The organism is Mesorhizobium intechi (assembly GCF_002879535.1).
GTDB lineage: Bacteria > Pseudomonadota > Alphaproteobacteria > Rhizobiales > Rhizobiaceae > Mesorhizobium > Mesorhizobium intechi.
On sequence record NZ_PNOT02000217.1, the window covers coordinates 1 to 18,126 of the forward strand.

Annotated in this window: 15 protein-coding genes and 2 pseudogenes; 13 read left to right on the forward strand and 4 right to left on the reverse strand. The window is 65.9% G+C overall.

Annotated features, from left to right (window positions below):
* Both C1D09_RS18235 and C1D09_RS18240 read left to right on the forward strand, forming a co-directional pair.
* Positions 1-370 (forward strand): annotated as a pseudogene (locus C1D09_RS18235) (tyrosine-protein kinase family protein); the annotation flags it as partial.
* A gap of 1 nt (position 371) precedes the next feature.
* Positions 372-1,721: a VpsF family polysaccharide biosynthesis protein gene (locus tag C1D09_RS18240; protein ID WP_143975629.1), complete on the forward strand. Its 1,350-nt coding sequence runs from the start codon at positions 372-374 to the stop codon at positions 1,719-1,721.
* 28 nt (positions 1,722-1,749) lie between these two features.
* On the opposite strand, the gene C1D09_RS18245 is transcribed toward C1D09_RS18240, so the two are convergent.
* Together C1D09_RS18245 and C1D09_RS18250 are read right to left on the reverse strand one after the other, a co-directional pair.
* Complete coding sequence (locus C1D09_RS18245) at positions 1,750-3,027, reverse strand: glycoside hydrolase family 5 protein (RefSeq protein ID WP_143975630.1); 1,278 nt, start codon at positions 3,025-3,027, stop codon at positions 1,750-1,752.
* The gene (locus C1D09_RS18250; RefSeq protein ID WP_143975631.1) at positions 3,024-4,193 is read right to left on the reverse strand and encodes a DUF1972 domain-containing protein; all 1,170 of its coding nucleotides are present in this window, start codon (positions 4,191-4,193) and stop codon (positions 3,024-3,026) included. The genes C1D09_RS18245 and C1D09_RS18250 overlap by 4 nt, the downstream gene beginning before the upstream one ends.
* Before the next feature lie 437 nt (positions 4,194-4,630).
* Between C1D09_RS18250 and C1D09_RS18255 the strand changes: the two genes are divergently transcribed.
* Genes C1D09_RS18255 through C1D09_RS18270 form a run of 4 tightly spaced genes read left to right on the forward strand, consistent with a single transcriptional unit; the run spans position 4,631 to position 9,588 of the window.
* Positions 4,631-5,800 (forward strand): glycosyltransferase family 4 protein, encoded by a 1,170-nt coding sequence (locus C1D09_RS18255; RefSeq protein ID WP_143975640.1) that lies wholly within the window; start codon positions 4,631-4,633, stop codon positions 5,798-5,800.
* Entirely contained in the window at positions 5,797-7,098 is a 1,302-nt protein-coding gene (locus tag C1D09_RS18260; RefSeq protein ID WP_167514667.1) for an MATE family efflux transporter, read from the forward strand. Before C1D09_RS18255 ends, C1D09_RS18260 begins: the two co-directional genes overlap by 4 nt.
* Positions 7,099-7,101: 3 nt before the next feature.
* Positions 7,102-8,337: a GNAT family N-acetyltransferase gene (locus C1D09_RS18265; RefSeq protein ID WP_167514668.1), complete on the forward strand. Its 1,236-nt coding sequence runs from the start codon at positions 7,102-7,104 to the stop codon at positions 8,335-8,337.
* Positions 8,338-8,364: 27 nt separating this feature from the next.
* Complete coding sequence (locus C1D09_RS18270; protein WP_143975633.1) at positions 8,365-9,588, forward strand: GNAT family N-acetyltransferase; 1,224 nt, start codon at positions 8,365-8,367, stop codon at positions 9,586-9,588.
* Positions 9,589-9,651: 63 nt separating this feature from the next.
* Here C1D09_RS18270 and C1D09_RS18275 read toward each other — a convergent pair whose 3' ends face one another.
* Positions 9,652-9,966 (reverse strand): EthD family reductase, encoded by a 315-nt coding sequence (locus C1D09_RS18275; protein WP_143975634.1) that lies wholly within the window; start codon positions 9,964-9,966, stop codon positions 9,652-9,654.
* Positions 9,967-10,375: 409 nt separating this feature from the next.
* Here C1D09_RS18275 and C1D09_RS18280 point away from each other — a divergent pair, with 409 nt between their 5' ends.
* From C1D09_RS18280 to C1D09_RS18305, 6 genes are all read left to right on the forward strand, one after another.
* Entirely contained in the window at positions 10,376-10,600 is a 225-nt protein-coding gene (locus C1D09_RS18280; protein WP_142876868.1) for a hypothetical protein, read from the forward strand.
* Between the two features lie 69 nt (positions 10,601-10,669).
* On the forward strand, positions 10,670-13,180 hold the full coding sequence (gene ligD, locus C1D09_RS18285) for a DNA ligase D (RefSeq protein ID WP_143975635.1): 2,511 nt from the start codon (positions 10,670-10,672) through the stop codon (positions 13,178-13,180).
* Between the two features lie 203 nt (positions 13,181-13,383).
* A complete protein-coding gene (gene ku / locus C1D09_RS18290; RefSeq protein WP_010910647.1) occupies positions 13,384-14,292 on the forward strand; it encodes a non-homologous end joining protein Ku in 909 nt (302 codons plus the stop codon).
* Entirely contained in the window at positions 14,289-15,401 is a 1,113-nt protein-coding gene (locus tag C1D09_RS18295) for a tetratricopeptide repeat protein (protein WP_143975636.1), read from the forward strand. The genes ku and C1D09_RS18295 overlap by 4 nt, the downstream gene beginning before the upstream one ends.
* A gap of 85 nt (positions 15,402-15,486) precedes the next feature.
* Positions 15,487-16,131 carry an alpha/beta hydrolase family protein gene (locus C1D09_RS18300; protein WP_143975637.1) on the forward strand — a complete coding sequence of 215 codons (645 nt, stop codon included), beginning with the start codon at positions 15,487-15,489 and terminating at the stop codon, positions 16,129-16,131.
* Between the two features lie 7 nt (positions 16,132-16,138).
* A complete protein-coding gene (locus C1D09_RS18305; protein ID WP_143975638.1) occupies positions 16,139-16,909 on the forward strand; it encodes an exodeoxyribonuclease III in 771 nt (256 codons plus the stop codon).
* 34 nt (positions 16,910-16,943) lie between these two features.
* Here C1D09_RS18305 and C1D09_RS18310 read toward each other — a convergent pair whose 3' ends face one another.
* The gene (locus C1D09_RS18310) at positions 16,944-17,480 is read right to left on the reverse strand and encodes a GNAT family N-acetyltransferase (RefSeq protein WP_208760401.1); all 537 of its coding nucleotides are present in this window, start codon (positions 17,478-17,480) and stop codon (positions 16,944-16,946) included.
* A 241-nt stretch (positions 17,481-17,721) separates the two neighbouring features.
* Here C1D09_RS18310 and C1D09_RS18315 point away from each other — a divergent pair.
* Positions 17,722-18,126, forward strand: a pseudogene (locus C1D09_RS18315) (WD40 repeat domain-containing protein); the annotation flags it as partial.

Below are 18,126 nucleotides of genomic sequence, written 5' to 3' on the forward strand. Positions count from 1 at the left end.
GCAGCCCGGCCTGCTCGACGTGCTGCGCGGCGAATATGCCTTCGAAGCGCTGAGCCAGCAAACCGCCGGCAGCAATGTCGCGGTGCTGGGCAGGGGCCGGCAAAAGGCCGCCTTCTCCGAGGCGCAGGGCGTCTATTTCACGCAGCACATGCTGGCCCAGGCGGGGCGCAACTTCGACCTCGTCGTCGTCGACGGCGGCGCGCTGGCCGACAATCTCAACGCCTCGCCGCTGGTCGCCATGGTCGACGAGATCGTGATGGTCGCGACGCTGAACTCGACGCCGATGCGCGACGTCACGGCGGCCTCGCAGGCCATTTCCGTCATGGGGCGGCTGCCGACCGGCGCCTTGCTGGTCGACGAGGCGGCCTGACATGGCCGCGACCGGGACCGGTGCCCGGGCTGCCGGCTGGGCCGGTTCCAGTCAAGCTCGCGCCGGCGATTCCGTCGACTGGATCACGCGCTTCGGCCTGGTCGCGACGGTGGCGCTGCTGTTCGCCATCTCCGGCGGCATGCTGTGGCTGGTGGGCTACAATTACGATGGCCTGACCGGCAATCCGGCGACGAAGATCCATCCCTCGACCTATCTGCTCGTGCTGGTGTTTGCCTGGCGTGCCTGCACCTTCGGCAATCCGGTCGGCTACATGGTGGCCGTCGCCGACAGGCGGCCGGCCAGCACGCTGATGGCGGTCATCTCGATCGTGCTGCTGGTCGTCGTCATCGCCAGGCAGCGTCCCGGCATGGCCGGCATGATCGACACTTTCGTGGCGCCGGCGCTGCTGGTGATGATGCTGGGCGAGGACGACGATAGGACATTCGCCCGGATGCAGACCGTCGTTCACGCCATCATGACCGTGAACGCGCTGCTCGCTCTGTTCGAGTTCGCCACCAAGACGCTGATCTTCCCCTATCGCCTCGATGGCGTGGTGTTCATGGCCGATTTGCGCTCGACGGCGCTTCAGGGCCATCCGTTGTCCAATGCCACGGTCACCTCGATCTATGTGCTGGCGCTGCTCTCCGGTTCGAGATCGCTGTCCATGCCGCTGCGGCTAGGCATGATCGGCCTGCAATTGGCGGCACTCGTCGCCTTTGGCGGCCGCTCGGCGATGGTGCTGACGCTCGTGCTCGGCGGTTGCTACCTGCTCATCCAGGGCCTGCGCGGCCTGCGCACCGGGCGCGTCAACCTGCTTGGCGCGGCGCTTGGCCTGATCCTTGCCGCGCTGGTGCCGGTGGTCATCGTGGTCGCCGCGTCATTAGGATTCTTCGACGCGCTGCTCGAGCGCTTCGTGTCGGATAGCGGCAGCGCCAATGCCCGTGTCGAAATGTTCGATCTGTTCAGCCATTTCGACCTGCGCGACCTGATCGTGGGGCCCGACATCGATCTGATCGAGAGCCTGCGCCGCATCAGCGGCCTCGAGCAGGGCATCGAGAACCCGATCATCCGCCTGATCCTCTACCAGGGCGCCTTCTTCACCCTGCTGTTGTTCGTCGGCTTCGCCCTGTTCATGCACGAGGTGGCACGCCGCTGCCATTCCGGCATCTGGCTGACCATGCTGGGCTGGCTGATCCTGCTCAACACCTCCGAAAGCCTGGCGTCGAAGACGACGCTGATGACCAAATTCGTGGTGATCGCGCTGGTGCTGTACCGGCCGGCAAGGGTGATGGGGCAAGGCGTGCGCGGACCGGGCGATCGCCTGCGACAGGGCCTGCCGCCGCGGCGTTAACGTCGGCTTCCCCGCGTTGCGAAGGTCGCTATTGCGCCGGCATCCTCAACCCCAGCGCGTCGACCATTGCCGGGTCGAGAGCGCGCGTGGTGTCGTCCATCATGCCCATGCCGTCGAAGAGGTCCCAGAAGGCCCAGGGGAAGCCGAACGACTCGGCGCTCTGCCGGACATCGGCAATGTAGCGGGCGCGGTCGGGGTTGGGGGCGGCGGTGTAGCGCGCGTCGGTGCGCAGCGCGCCGAATTCGCCCATGATGACACGCTCCGGCGCAATGCCGTAGGCATCGGCCCAGGCACGCGCCTGGCCGAGATATTTGTCGATGAACCAGCGGTCGGGCTTGGCGTCGAAATAGACCTTCAGCACGCGCTCGGTTTCCGCATAGGCGGCCTTTTTGTCGGCTTCCGAGGTCTCCGTATCCCGCGCCATGCGCGCCCTGACGGAGGCGAGCGTCGCGTCGAGCGAGCCGGCGGAGGCCGGCCACGGCACATTGTTCAGCGCGCGATAGACCGGCTCGCGCATCCACGGCGCGCCCTGGTGGCTGAACAGATAGGGCTCGTAGAAGTGGAAGGTGAACAGGATCGGCTCGAAGGCCGCCAACGGCGCCGGATCGAGTGCCGCCAGCCCGCTCACCATCGAGCCGCAGCCGCCGGTGACGATCAGCGGCAAGGTCCGGGACGACGTCCTGGCCGCCGTCAGCAGGGCTGCCTGGACGTTCGACCAGACGTTGGAATCGCAGGACTGCGGCGGCTCGTTGACCGGCTCCAGCGCCACCATATCAGGCGTGAACCGCTCCAGCCGGCCGGCAAGCTCGCCGACGAGGGCGCGATAGGCCTCGAATTCGGGCGCGGCGGTGCTGGAGACCATGCGGTCGGGATTCCAGTAATGGGTGGCGCCATTGGCCTGGACGTTGACGATGATGCCGAGGCCGGCGTCGAGCGTGGCGTTTACGGCGGCGTCCAGCATGTCCAGCAGCTTGCCGCGTGTGGCGGTGTCGGCGGCCAGGAACGGGCCGGGATCGACGGGGAGGCGGATGAAGTCGAGCCCGGTGGCGCGCAGCCGACCAAGGTCGTCAGGGGTCGGTACCGGGCGCTGCGACTGGAAGGGCGGCCAGGCATAGTCGGTGCGCGGGGCGGGAAATTCGCGTGTCAGCGCAAACCACGGCCAGGCGTTGACACCACGGCGGAAACGCCATGCGCCATTGGCGGCAAAAGCGGACGGGGTGGAAAGTGGCGCCAGCGATGCAGCGGCGCGCACCAGCGCCGTCGACAGCGCGTTGGTGAGAAGCCGCCGGCGCGACCAGCCCGTCATACCGCGCCGGGCGAGGGGCGGTCGATCGCGGCCGTTCGGGCTGACGTGACGCCGAGAAGCCGGTAGGCTTCATTCTCATAGGCCAGCAGCACATCCTCCCAGCGGAAGGCTTCACGGGCGCGTGTCCTGGCGGCTTCGCCGCAGGCATTGACCAGCGCGTCGTCCTCCATCGCCTGCTGCATCCGCTCGGCGCAGCTTCGCGTGTCGGTGAAATAGATGGCTGCGGCCCCGGCGACCCATCTGTTGTAGGGATTGTCGTGCGCGATCACCATGTTGCCGGCGGCGAGCGCCTCGACCAGCGACGGGTTGGTGCCGCCGACCGTGTGGCCATGCATATAGGCGCGCGCATGATAGCGGAGCGCCTTCACCGCCGCCTGGTCGTAGATGGCGCCGGGCAGCACCACCGAGGCGTTCGCTGCCTTGCGGACGGCGACATGATAGGGGATCTGGTCGGACAGCGTGCCCAGCACCACCAGCTTTATGTCGCGCTTGCGGCTGCAGAAGGCTTCGACTATCGGCAGGATGCTGTTGTCGGGCTCGATGCGCGCGATGGAGATCAGGTATCTTCCGGGCTCGAGGCCCAGCGCGCGCACCGGCGCTTCGGGTGCCGATGTCACCGGATCGGCGCCATAGGCGATGGTGGAAATGGCCCTGCGCGGCCGGCGCGTCGCCAGGTGATCGGCAATGACCGGATGGTCGGCGACCAGGCGGTGCGAAGCCCAGGCGCCGATCCACTCATTGAGCCAGAACCAGGTGCGCGCCGCGCGACCCCATTTGGGGCGGCGCCACTCGATGCCGTCCATGTTGGTGATGACCTTGCGCCGCATCAGCCTGAGCCAGGTCAGGAAGACCGCGCCATTATAGCCGAGCACCAGGCAGACGCCGGGCCGGCGCGCGGCGTCGAGCACGCATTGCCAGTCGAATTCCAGCGTCGCGCGCGGGCCTTTCGAGGCAACCTGGACGTGGATGAGATCGATGCCGCGCCAGCTGTCGAGGCGCACCCTCTGGTCGATCCGCTCGACCTCTTCCTGGCAGTAGACGCCGACCTTCCAGCCGCGTGCGACCAGAAAAAGTGCCAGTTTCTCGGCGAAGGTCTCGAAGCCGCCATGGGCGGCGGGGATGCCGCGCGTCCCCAGGATCAGGATGGAAGGCTGTTCCGGTATCATGGCTGGCGTTTTCAAATCCGTCCGATCCGCTGTGGGAGGCTGTCCCGTCTCAAACCGCGGCCTTGCAAAATGCCTGCCAGGCCTGATTCCGGCCATTGTCGCATCGGGGTTGTAAAATATTTGTTCCAACTGCCGGAGTTGTTTCACTATCGGTCAACCTTCCGAACGTATGTGTACCGAAACGAGGCGATGCCGGGGCCAGTCGGCCCGCGAATGGATATATTAGCCCGGCATGAACCTTGCTGATGGACTTCTGCGCGCCGGAATCGGCGGAAGGCGCGCAGCGTTGGTGTGGTGGACCGGATCCAGATCCGTTTCATGACCGCACTGAAACCAGTGAAGTCCAAAGGGGGTGTTGGGCTTGACGTTTCCGGTCGCCGGTAATGGTCAGGCGGCGGAATCGTCACACCACCCCTGGCAGAAAGATGCGCGTGAAGATGCGGATTGCCTGCATCCATCAGGGGTACGAACTCTACGGCTCCGACCGCAGCTTCGCGGAGAGCGTGGCGGCGCTGCGCGCCGCGTTTCCGTTGGCCGACATCGAAGTCGTCCTGCCGCGCGGCGGACCGATCGTCGAAATCCTGCAGCCTCATGCCAGCCGCATCGTCTTCGAGCCGCTCTGGGTGCTCAGGCGCCAGGCGATGCTGAGGCTGGCGACCATCGAGATGGCGCGGCTGCCGGTCGCTCTGTGGCGGGCATGGCGGCGCCTGCGCGATTTCGACCTCGTCTATGTCAACACCTCGATCGTCGCCGATTATGCGCTGGCCTCGCGCCTGCTGCCTGCCAAGGCGCTGCTGCACATCCATGAAATTCCCGAAGGTGTGCTGCGCCGGATCCTCGTCGGGCTGATGCACTGGAGCCATGCCGATCTCATCTTCAACTCGAAAGCGACGCGCGACACCTTCGGCGAGCCGAGATCCGCGCGCTCCTACGTTGTCTATAATGGCGTTGCCGGTCCGGCGGCGGCGGAGGCGATGACCTATGACGGCAAGCGCCCGCTGCGGGTGCTGCTGCTTGGCCGCGTCAACCGGATCAAGGGCCAGGAAGTGCTTCTGGAGGCGATCGCCTCACTGCCGGCCGAACTGAGGTCAAGGATCGAGGTGCGGCTGGTCGGCGGCGCCTTCGAAAGCGTCGAGCGCGAACGCGCGCTGGCGGAACTGGTCGAAACCATGGGGCTGGCCGGACAGGTCAGCGCCTTGCCCTTCATACCGGACCCTACGGAGCATTACCGCTGGGCCGACATCGTCACCGTGCCGTCGCGGCGTCCGGAATCGCTCGGCCGTGTCGCCATCGAGGCGATGGCCCATGGCCGGCCGCCACTGGTGTCGGCGATCGGCGGGCTGGTCGAAGTGGTCGCTGACGGCGAGACCGGCTGGCATGTTCCACCAGGCAACGCAGCGGCGTTGGCGGCGAAGTTGCAGCAGATCATCCTCGCTCCTGAGGCCTGGCGCGGTTTCGTCGCCGCCGGGCGCAAGCGCTACGAGACGGTGTTCAGCGAACCGGTCGCCGCGGCCGCGATCGCGGCCATCGCCGCCGACAAGCTGAAGGCTGCCATCGCAAGGCCGGACCGGACGGCCAGCACCCGCCAGGCGGAGACACGGCCGTGAAGTTCCCCCTCCACCTGGTGCGGCGTCTCGTGCTGATGATCGGCGGCGAGGCGATGCAGAGCGGCTTTCATTTCGCCCTCAACATCGCGCTGCTGCACATGCTGTCGGCGCAAGGCTACGGCCTCTTCGCCATCGCCATGGTGATGGGCGGCGTCGGCCTGTCCTACATCAGGTCGCTGACCGCGGTTCCGGCCTCGATATGGATGGGCAAGAGCACCAACAGCGCCGGCGTCGATGCCCATGACGTGGCCTTCGGATCCGCGGCGCTGGTGGTGGCGCTGCTGATGGCCGTCGGCACGGCTGTCGTGATGCGCCTCCTGGGCGACCCGAGCGGCATTGCGGCCGGCTGCTTCGTCGGTGCCTGGTCGCTGCGCAGCCATATGCGCACGGCATTCTTCGCGCGTCGACAGCAGGTGATCGTCTCCGTCAGCGACGCGTCCTTCACAATCGCCGGCACCGTGTTCGCCGGCCTGGCGATCTGGTTCGCCGAGGCCGCGCTGCAGACCGTGTTCTATGCCCTTGCCGCGGCCAATGTGATCGGCATCCTCGTGCTGGCGCGGCTGGCGCCCCGCACGCTTCGCATCAGCTTCCGCATGCCGACGCGGCGGCGCTATACCAGGCTCTGGCGCCAGCTGTGCTGGTCGGCCTTCAGCGCGACCACCACCAACATCCAGGGACAATGCCTGGCGCTGCTGGTCGCCGGCATTGCCGGACCCGCGGCTTACGCGCCGCTGGCGGCGGTGATCGTGCTGTTCGCGCCGCTGCGCATCATCAGCCTTGCTTTCGTCAACATGACGCAGCCGGAGCTCGCCAAGCTGATGCGGCGCAATGAAACGCGCCGCGTCTGGTCGCAGGCGAAGATCTGGTCGGTGGTCATGGGGCTCGGCGGCCTGGCCTATGGATGCGCCATCCTGTTCGTCCTGCCGATGATCAAATCCCAGGCTCTGCAGGATGCCTCGGTCGGGGTCATCGGGCTTTTCGTGACGGCGAATTTCATCCCGATCATGCTCTACATCATGCCCCGCATCGTCCTGGAGATCTTCGGCGATTTCCGCATCGTCGCCTTCATCACCATGGGCGGCGCCATCATCGGGCTGGCACTGATCGCCATCCTGCTGGCCGTCGCGTCCCCACCATGGGCCCTGCTGGGCTCCGCGGTCTCCGAGACCTTCGTGCTGGCGGCATCGTGGTATTTCGCGCATCACCGCATGTGGAACATCGAGCATCCGGACCAGCAGCGTAACAGCCGTTTGGGCTCCTGGCGGCGGGCGGTCTCGTTCGCCGCGGTAAAGCGATAGGAGATGGATGTGGCTGGCCAGGCGGTACAAATTGCTACGGTCGATGACGGCTTGCCCGCGGGGCAAGCGTCCCGTCCCGTGACGGTCCCCGCGAACGACGCGTACACGGCGCGATTGCACACAAGCCTTGAAGCGGTCAGGCCGCTGTGGCTGCGCTTCCAAATGGACGGTGTCTGCACCGCCCACCAGCATTTTGCGTGGGTCGAGGGGATCGTGGCGCGGCTGATGCCGGCAGGCGCGGCGCCGCTTATCGTTGAAGTGAACGACGCGGTGACGGGCGCGCCCTTGATGCTGGTGCCGCTGATGCTGCGCTCAGCCTTCCAGCATCGGGTGATCGAGTGGTTGAGCTGTGGCGTGTGCGACTATTCGGCACCGCTGCTGGCCGATGCGGGTGCGTGGACCGCCCAATCGGCGCAGGCTGCGTGGGCGGCGGTGCGTTCCGTGCTGCCGTCGGCGGATCGCTTCCATATCACGGGAATACCGCGGCGGATCAGCGGCGTCGCCAATCCCCTGGCCTTGCTGACGACCACACGCGATTCCGTCCAGACAACCTTTGGTCTCGCCATCGACGGCGACCCGGAAACCGTGCTCAAGCGTCTCTGCAGGCCATCTTTCGTCAAGGAGTTCGGCAAGGACTGGCGCCGGCTCGAACGGCTCGGCGCCGTGGAACTCGTCCAGGCCGGCTCGCCGGAACAGGTGGAGGAAATCTTCGGCGAACTGGTCCGGATGCGGCTCAGCCGGTTTCGCGAGCTTGGCCGCTTCGACCTGCTGACGCAGGAGGCGGTCGTCGATTTCTACCGGGACGCAGCCATCCAGGGCCTGTCGGACGGCTCGGTGCGGCTCTTCGGGCTGCGCGTGGGCGGCTCCCTGATCGCGGTTCAATACCTGCTTGTCCATCAAGGGACTGTTCATGCTCTGCTGATAGCTATGGACCAGAGTGTCGTGCCCAATGTCTCACCTGGAATGGCGATCATCGGCAGGCTGATGGGGTGGGCCCGCGAGCAAGACTTCGACTATTTCGACCTGTCGGTCGGCAACCAGAGCTACAAGGAACATATGGGCGCCAAGGGTTCGGTGCTTGTGGAACTCTCTCATGGATACACGATGCGGGGCAGGGCGGCGAGCACTGCCATCGTCCTGCGCAACCGGACCGAGGCCTTCGTGCGATCCAAACCACGGCTGCTCGATGCGGCCCAGAGACTGATGCGAGGTTTGCGGCGTTCGCGTGGAGGACGTTGAGAGCAGGCCTGAACGACGGAGAAGTACGTGGCAGGCCATGCAATGCGAACAGTCGCGGTGGGGGATGCACCGGGCCGACCGCTTTCCCCAATTGTCGCCGGTTGGGGCGCCGTCGCGCATTTTGACGCGCGGCTACACACAAGCTTCGATTCCGTAAGGCCACTGTGGCTGCGTCTTGAGGCGACCGGCTTGTGCACGGGCCATCAGGGCCTTGCCTGGGTAGAAGGGATCGCCAATCGGCTGATGCCCAAAAACGCCGAACTGCTGGTCGTCGAGGTCAACGACGCCGCGACGGGCGCGCCGGTGATGCTGTTGCCGCTGATGCGCCGCCGGGCCATGGGCCATCATGTGATCGAATGGCTGAGCTGCGGCGTGTGCGATTATTCGGCGCCGCTGCTGGCCGATGCGAGACCCTGGACCACCCAGAGCGCCGACGCCGCCTGGGCGGCGGTGCGCGCCGTGCTGCCGCCGACGGACCGCTTCCACATCGTGGGGATTCCGCGAGAGATACATGGCGTGCCCAATCCGCTGGCGCTGCTTTCGCTGACGCGCGATTCCATCCAGATCGCTTCGAGCCTGGCCCTGAATGGCGATCCGCAGACACTGATCAAGCGCATCTGCAAATCGTCCTTCGCCAAGAATTTCCACAAGCACTGCCGCCGCTTCGAACAGATGGGCAAGCTCGATCTCGTCGAAGCCGACACGGCCGACATGGTCGAAGAGCAGTTCGCAACACTGCTGGAGCTTAGGCTCAACCGCTTCCGCGAGCTCGGGCGCTTCGACCTCCTGACACAGGCGCCGGTCGTCGATTTCTACCGCAACGCCGCCTTGCAGGGGTTGTCGGACGGCTCCGTGCGGCTGTTTGGACTGCGTGTCGGTGACGCCTATCTCGCCGTCATGTACGTACTGGTGATGAAGGGCACCTTGCACGCGCTTCTGCTGGGGATCGACCAGGACGCGGTGGCCAACGCCTCGCCGGGCCTGACGACGATCGGCAAGCTGATGATGTGGGGGGTGGCGCAGGGGCTCGACTGCTTCGACCTGTCGGTCGGCAGCCAGGGCTACAAGCAGCACATCGGCGCTTCGAGCGCGGTGCTGGGCGAATTGTGCGAGGCGGTGACGCTGCGCGGAAGAGGTTCGACCGCCTATATCAGGCTGCGCGGGAAGACCGAGCTTTTCGTGCGCTCCAAGCCCGGGCTGTACAAGGCCGTGCAGGGCTTGATGCGGCGGTTTCGGCGGCTGAAGAATTGAAGAATGGCTCCCGAAGCAGCTTCGGGAGCAGGACCCGATGGTCGCCCGCCGCGAGATGAGGGCTCACAGCGGCTCGGTGTCGAAGAGCAGCATCGTCACCAGATCGTCATCCCCCGCTAACTTTCGCCGGTCCTCCGCGCAGGCGCGGCCGATCTCGCTGGCAAAGGCCGTGCGAATGGCCTCCAGACTGTCGAAATAGAGGATGGCGACCCTGTAGGGCGTCTCGCCCGGCAGGACGTTCATGACGGGCGACCGGCTGATCTCATAGCGAAGCAGTCCAGGCAATTGCTTGGCCAGCGGCACATGGATGTCGTGGTAGTGGCGCTCGAAGGCCGCCGGATCGGCCGGGGTTTTGTAGATGACAAGCATCTTGGCCATGAATGGTGCTCCCTGTTTGAGGTGATCGCGCCGCATCGGCGCCGCATCAATGTCGTTCGCCCGGAGCGCATTTCGACAGGGAGGCGCGGTTTTCGCCAGCCAACAGCGCGGCCCGGTGCCGGAATTTATTCCGCACATGGCCGTCTTGGCCGCCGGCGGATCCTGCATGGCTGCGCTTGATCCATGTCAAAGCGGACCGGCGTCGATGCTTATATCTGGTCCACTGTCTTGGGAAGGACACAAGGCGGTGGATGGTTCCGGACCGGCAAGCTGAAAACAGCTCCGGTCCGGACTGTCTGCAATCTTTTGCCGTCCCACGCCGTGTTCGTGCCCGAAATTGACAGGACAGCGTGTCTCCGTCATCCTTGAGCCAGTCGCCCGCTGTGTCAGGGCGACCGAGGGCAGCGTCATGTTCAGTCCCGTCACCAGCCAGAATGCCAAGCGCGCCGCGGTGCGCAAGGCGCTCGACGCCCACAAGGTCTACATCACCGCGCAAAGCTTTTCGGACGGGGCCTACCGCGCACGCGTGCTGGTCGACGGCGAGGCCTATTGGGTGGACGAGTTCCGGCTCGCCCAGCTGCAGCAGGGCCTGTCGCCGGCCGAGCTCGAGCTGACGCCGGCCGCCGACGATTGAGAGCGTGACTTCCATCCGTTCCGGAACGCGGCGGTTGCTCCTGCTTGCCAAGGGCTGCGGTGCTTGATCATGCCCGCTCCCGCCAAACTCAAATCCTATCGCGCCAAGCGCGAATTCTCCAAAACGCCGGAACCGGCCGGCGGGCTGATCAGCGGCGACGGCAACGGCTTCGTCGTCCACAAACATCACGCCACCGCGGACCATTATGATCTGCGCCTGCAGGTCGGCGACGTGCTGAAGAGCTGGGCGGTGCCGCGTGGGCCCTCGCTCAATCCAGCCGACAAGCGGCTGGCGGTCGAGACCGAGGACCATCCGCTCGAATATATCGATTTCGAGGGCGTCATTCCCGAGGGGGAATATGGCGGCGGGCCGATGATCGTCTGGGACACCGGCACCTGGGCGCCGATGGACGATGTCGAGAAGAGCCTGCGCACCGGCGCTTTCAAGTTCCGGCTGGCCGGCGAAAAGCTCAATGGCGGCTGGATGCTGACCCGCCTGAAGCCCAAGCCCGGCGAGGACGAGAACAAGAAGAACTGGCTGCTGTTCAAGGAGCGCGATCTCGCCGCCGACACGGCGTTGAATATCCTGGAGGCGCGGCCCGAAAGCGTGAAATCCGGCCTGCGCATCGAGGAACTGGCGGCGGCCGCGAAGCCGGCGGCCGCGTCCGCGCCAAAGCCGGGCTCCCTGAAACCCGGCGAACTGCCGGGCGCGGTGAAGGCGCCGGCGCTCAGCCGCATCGAGCCGCAGCTGGCGACGCAGGCGCCGAGGCCGCCGGGCGGCGAAGGCCCTGCCGAGAACACCAACGAACTTTGGCTGCACGAGATCAAATTCGATGGCTACCGCACCATGGCGCATCTGTCAGACGGGCAGGTGCGGCTGATCACCCGCGGCGGCATCGACTGGACGAAGCGCTATGGCGACCTGCCGCATGCCTTCGCCAAACTGCCGTGCCGCGAGGCGATCATCGACGGCGAGATCGTCGTGCTCGACGCCAAGGGCATAAGCCGCTTCGCCCTGCTGCAGGATGCGCTGGCCGCGGGCGCCGGCAGCAAGCTGCATTTCTATGCCTTCGACCTCCTGCATCTCGACGGGTGGGATCTGCTGAAGGCACCGCTGATCCGGCGCAAGGCGCTGCTGGCCGAGCTGCTTGGCGGGCTCGGGGCGAATTCCGCCATCCAGTTCTCCGACCATGTCGAGGGCTCAGGGCAGGGGCTGTACGACCAGGCGACGGAGTTCGGGCTCGAAGGCGTGATTTCCAAGCGCGCCTCGGCGATCTACCAGAGCGGCCGCACCAAGAGCTGGACCAAGAGCAAGGCGCTGCAGAAGGATGATTTCGTCATCGCGGGTTACACGGTCTCGGACGCCGCGGAAGGGCTGGCGGCACTCGGCATGGCCGAATGGGAGGAAGGCGAACTGCACTATCGCGGCAAGGTCGGCACCGGCTTCGATGCCGAGACGGCGACCGACCTGCTCGCCCGGCTGGAGCCGCTGACTTCCGGCGCCACGGCGCCAGAAGGCGTACCGCGCGAGGTCATGCGCGAGATGCACTGGGTGAAGCCGCTGTTTTCGGCGCGCATCCATTATGCCAACCGCACGGCGGACAATGCGTTGCGCCATGGCGTGTTTCGCGGTCTCAGGGATGTCGGCCTGTCGACGCCGGTCTCGGCCAAGCGCAAGCGGCTGATCTCGGAGGCGGATCTCGCCACGATCTGGGTGACCAATCCGGAGCGGCGGCTGTTCGGCAAGACCGGGCCGACCAAGCTAGACATCGCCGTCTATTACGCGCTGGTCGGCGATTTCATGCTGCCGCATATCCTCGGCCGTCCGGTGTCGCTGGTGCGCTGTCCGACCGGGCTGCCAAAGGACTGCTTCTTCCAGCGCCACGCCTTCACCGGCATGCCGCCCTCGGTGGTGACGTTCCAGGCGACCAATTCCGAGGGCGAAACCAAATCCTATCTTTCGGTCGAGGGCGCAAAAGGCTATCTGGCGCTGGCGCAGTTCGGCGTCGTCGAATTTCACACCTGGGGCACGCACCGCACCAGCCTCGACAAGCCCGACCAGATCGTCTTCGACCTCGATCCGGGCGAGGGGATTTCCTGGCGCGAAGTGGTGGAAGCCGCCGTCCACATCAAGGGCGAGCTCGAGGGGCTGGGGCTGGTGCCGTTCGCCAAGACGTCCGGCGGCAACGGCATCCACATCACCGTGCCGGTGACACCCAAGCAGAACTGGAAGAAGCTGCACCAGGCGACCAGCGCCATCTCCACCCATCTGGCGGCCACCGCGCCCGACACGTTCACCACCACCATGGGCAAGGAAAACCGCAAGAAGCGCATCTTCATCGACTATCACCGCAACGCCCGCGGCCACACTTCCGCTGCCCCCTATTCGCTGCGCGCCCGCACCAATTTGCCGGCCTCGACGCCGGTGAGCTGGAGCGACCTGGAGGCGATCGACGCGCCGCAGGATCTGAATTATTCCTCGCTGCCGGGGCTGCTGGAGACATCGGGCGATCCCTGGGCGGATATCGAGGATTTTGCGCGGGATCTGCCGTTTCGGAACTTGGGTTCCTCGCCCCCGTGAAACGGGGAGAGGAACCCAAGTCCATCGACGCTTCCTACAATTTGAATTATTCTCTGTGCGCGAACTCTCTGGACCCTAAAACATTTCGTCAGGGATTTGCCGGTATTGTGCGGGGTCGGTGTAGGATTTGCGCAGCCTCGTTCGTCCTGCGGACGAAAAGCGCTGCACCGGTGTGACAGTGCATGGCCGCGTAGGAGTGTATCATGGCGCCCAGGGCAAGTTGGAAGGGTTATCTCAAGCTCAGCCTCGTCAGCTGTCCGGTCCGGCTCTATCCGGCGACGACGACCAGCGAGCGCATCTCGTTCAATCAGCTGCACAAGAAGACCCATAACCGCATCAACATGAAGCCGGTCGATCCCGAACTCGGGCTCGTCGAGCGTTCGGACCTGGTCAAGGGCTACGAGTACGAGGACAAGCAGTACATCATCATCGATGATGCCGACCTCGACACGGTGCGTATCGAATCCAACCACACGATGAACATCGAGGCCTTCGTCGACGAGGGCGAGGTCGATGTCATATACCAGGATGCGCCCTATTACCTGGCGCCGGATGGCGCGATGGCCGAGGAAACCTTTGCCGTGCTGCGCGAAGCCATGCGCAAATCCGGCAAGCTGGCGATCGCGCGGCTGGTGCTGTCCAGCCGCGAGCGGGTGGTGACGATCGGCGCGCGCGAGAACGGCATGTTCGTGTGCACGTTGAGGAACCCGAACGAAGTGCGCGGAACCGCTGAATATTTCGGCAACATTCCGGCCGGCAAGCCCGACCCGGAAATGCTCGAGCTCGCCGAAGCGCTGATCAAGCAGAAGGAAACCACCTTCGATCCGAAGGATTACGAGGACCGCTACGAGATCGCGCTGATGGCGATGATCCGCGAGAAGCTCAAGGGCCACAAGCCGATCATCGCGGCCGCGCCCGAGCGCGGCAATGTCATCAACCTGATGGATGCGCTCAAGGCCAGCCTGTCGCAGTCGAAGCCGCCGGCCAAGTCGAAGAGCAAGGCCGATGAAGTGGCGGCAAAACCCGCCGCCAAGAAGGCGGCAGCGGGCGGCGCGCCCGAAAATCCGCTGAAGGCCAGTCTGCTCAAGGCGGTCGGCAAGAGCAAGAAATGACGGCACCGGCCGGGGCCGTCTTCGGTACCATCGGCGCGCTGGCGGCGTTTCCCCTGCGGCTCGCCGCACGCGAGGTCGAGCGCCAGCACGGCCAGCTCCGGCGCGGCATCACCAGACGCACCACGCATGTCGTGTTCGGCCGGACGGTGTTGGCCAAGGCCGGATTGACGAAGAACGGCGACGCCGGAATCGAGCGCCGCGTCGCTGCCGAACGCGCGGCCGGGCGCACGCTGATCAGCGAGAACGGCTTTTTGCGCCTGCTCGGCCTGATGAAGGCGCCAGAAGCATCGTCATTGTCCAGGCAATCGTTGATCGAGCAATCCAGGCTGTCGGGCGCGGACCTCGACCTGCTCACCTTGTTCGATGCCTTCGAGCATGATTGCGAACCCTATTCCTTCCGCGACCTGATCCTGGCGCGCAAATATGCCGGGCTGGTGGCCGGCGGCGCCACCTGGGGCGCGATCGCGCGCTCCGTGCACCGCTCCGGCCCGGTCGCCTCGCTCACCGCCAAATCGCTCAATGTCGGCTCGCAGCACGGCCGTCCCGACGCGATCTATCTCGAAGGCGGCCAGAGCGAGCTCGACGGGCAATTGCTGTTCGATCTGGGGGCCGCCGCACAAGGCGACGACACGCTGGAGGATTTGTTTGCCGAGGCCGAAGCGGCGGAAGAGGGTGGCGATCATGAAGGTGCTGCGGCACTTTACCAGCGCTGCCTCGCCATCGACCCGAGCGACGCCATCGCCGCCTTCAACCGCGCCAACTGCCTGCGCGCCGGCGGCCAGGCGGCGGATGCCGCGCATGACTACGCCAGGGCGATAAAGCTCGACCCTGCCTTCGTTGAAGCCTGGTTCAACCTCGCTGGGCTCATGAGCGAGCAGGGCCGCGACGCCACCGCGCGGCGGCATTTGCAGAAGGCGATCGCGCTCGACAAGAGCTATGCCGACCCGGTGTTCAACCTGGCGAGGCTGGAATTCGACGCCGGCAATCTGCCCGAGGCGCGGCGTCTCTGGGTGCGCTACCTGGAGCTCGACGCGGAGTCCGAATGGGCCGGCGTGGCGGCCAGGGGCGTGCAGTTCGTGGATATGCAGCTTGCGCGGACGGCGGGGTGACCATGATTGGCGAAGGCCGAGACAACAGCCAATCTCCCCCGTCCAGAGGGGAGATTTGCAGCGTCACCGTCGCGCGAGCCGCCCCATGACCCACTTCCTCTTCGATGGCTTCGACACCGCTCCCGTCACCATCCTGCTCGCCCACGGCGCCGGCGCGTCGATGGATTCTCCTTCGATGGCCGCTACAGCGAAGGCTTTGGCCACGGCCGGCTTCCAGGTGGCGCGCTTCGAATTCCACTACATGGCGGCGCGCCGCTACGGCCACCGCAAGCCGCCGCCGCGCGCCGAGACGGTGAATCCCGAGTACGTCAAGGCGATCGCCGACCTCAGGGCCAGGGGCGTGACGGGCAAGCTCATCATCGGCGGCAAGTCGATGGGCGGGCGCGTCGCCTCGATGATTGCGGACGAGATGTTCGCCAAGGGCGAGATTTCAGGGCTGGTCTGCCTCGGCTATCCCTTCCATCCGCCCGGAAAGCCTGACCAGTTGCGCACCAAACATCTGATCGGGCTGAAGACGCCGACGCTGATTTTTCAAGGCACGCGCGACGAGTTCGGCACGCGCGACGAGGTGGCGGGTTATGGGTTGTCCGATGCGATCGAGTTGGTCTGGCTCGAGGATGGCGACCATGACCTCAAGCCGCGCAAGGGCATTTCCGGATTTTCGACGGCCGATCATCTGAAGACGGTGTCGGAGACGGCGAAGGCTTGGGCAGGCCGGACCGCCGCCTGACCCGCCGATGAAACTCGCCACGTTCAACGTCAACAACATCAACAGCCGGCTGGAAAAATTGCTGGCCTGGCTGGCGGCTGCGAAACCCGATGTCGTCTGCCTGCAGGAACTCAAGGCGCGCGACATGCAGTTTCCGCGCACCGCGCTTGCCGATGCCGGCTATGGCGCGGTGTGGAAGGGTGAGCCGACCTGGAACGGCGTCGCCATCCTGGCGCGTGGCGCCGAGCCGGTGCTGACCCGCGATGCCTTGCCCGGCGACGATGCCGACAAGCAGAGCCGCTACATCGAGGCGGCGGTCGACGGCATCGTCGTCGCCTGCCTCTATGCGCCGAACGGCAATCCGCAGCCGGGGCCGAAATTTCAGTACAAGCTTGCCTGGCACAAGCGGCTGGAGGCGCATGCGGCGCAACTCCTCGACACCGGCCTGCCGGTCGCGCTGGCCGGCGACTATAACATCGTGCCCGAGCCGCGCGATATCTATGCCACCCGCTCCTACGACGACAACGCGCTGGTGCAACCGCAAAGCCGGGCCGCCTTCGCCACCCTCATCAATCAGGGCTGGCTTGACGCGCTGCGCAAGGTCTATCCGAAGGAGACGCTCTACACCTTCTGGGATTACCGCCGAAACCGCTGGCCGCGCGATGCGGGCCTCAGGCTCGACCACATATTGCTGTCGACGACGCTCGCCCGCCGGCTGAAGGGGGCGGGCATCGACCGTGCCGTGCGCGGTGAGGATGGCGCCAGCGACCACGCGCCTGTCTGGGTGGAGTTGAAGTAGGTGCCCTGGCGCCGGCTGGCGGCGCGGTCCGCAGTCATCCGCCCATCGGCGATGCCGCGCGGTACTCGCGCTTCAGCAGGCTCATAATGTGGGCGTCAACAGCTTCGCCGTCCCAGATCAAGGCCTCGCGCCGGGTGCCTTCGAGCCGGAAGCCGAGCTTTTCGTACACCCGTCTGGCGCGCGGGTTGAACGCGTAGACCTCCAGTTCGATGCGGTTCAGCCCCAGTGCCTCGAAGCCGTGGCGAAGCAGCAGCGCGGCGGCCGCGCTGCCGAAGCCTTTGGCGCGAGCGGTTGCCTGCCAGATGACGATGCGAAACGATGCCGCCTTGTTCGGCCAGTCGATGCCGTTCACCACGGCTTCGCCGATCAAAGCGCCGCCGGCGATGATGCCATAGTCGCAGCGGTCGGCTGCCGTTTCGGCCCGGGCGTAATGGGCCTCCATCTCAGCCAGCGTATGCCTGGCGTGCGTGCCCGTCAGCCGCCTGGCTTCCGGGTCTTCCAGCCCCGCATGGATCGCCGGCGCATCAAGCCGGGTCAGCGGCCTCAGCGTTACCGTCCCGCCGGTCAGCACCGGCCTGGTCGCCTGTGTCATGGACGCTCCCCTGATTGGCCGAGCCTTGTCTCGAACGAAGCAAGGAATGTCCAGCCATTTCCGTGCGTTCGCGCCCACGGCGCATTCGCACCGACGGCCACTCGACTCCGCCGCGGCCTTGCGTAAGATCGGCCGGGGCGAGGAATTCGATGCGATCAAAGCCTGCCAATATCGAAGCCGATGCCATGGTCGGCGGCGTCACGGCCATGAGCCTTGCGCCATGACCAGGGGCGCCGACAGGTTGCTGGCGGTGCTGTTGACGGCCCTGGCTGCGGCTTGCCTGGTCCATCTCTATCTCTTGCCGGGCGGCAAGGATTTGACGGCCATGCATGGGGCCTGGGGGACGCGGATGGCGGCCTTCTCGCTGCTGGCGTTCGCCTGCCTCGTCGGCGCGGTCGCGTTCTGGGCCGGGCTGGTGCGAGGGCAGCCTGCACATCCGGCCGGGGCGCCGCTGTTCGGCCGCGCCGCCGAGCCGCAGGAGACCGGCAGGCCCGGACTGCGCAAGGTCTTCCTCGCCTTGCCGTTGATCGTGCTGGCCGCGCTGGCCATCGACCGGTTCGGCCCATGGCATGACGGCGGCGAGCTGGCCGCCCAGCCCAGCCAGCCAAAGGCGGCTAGTCCCAAC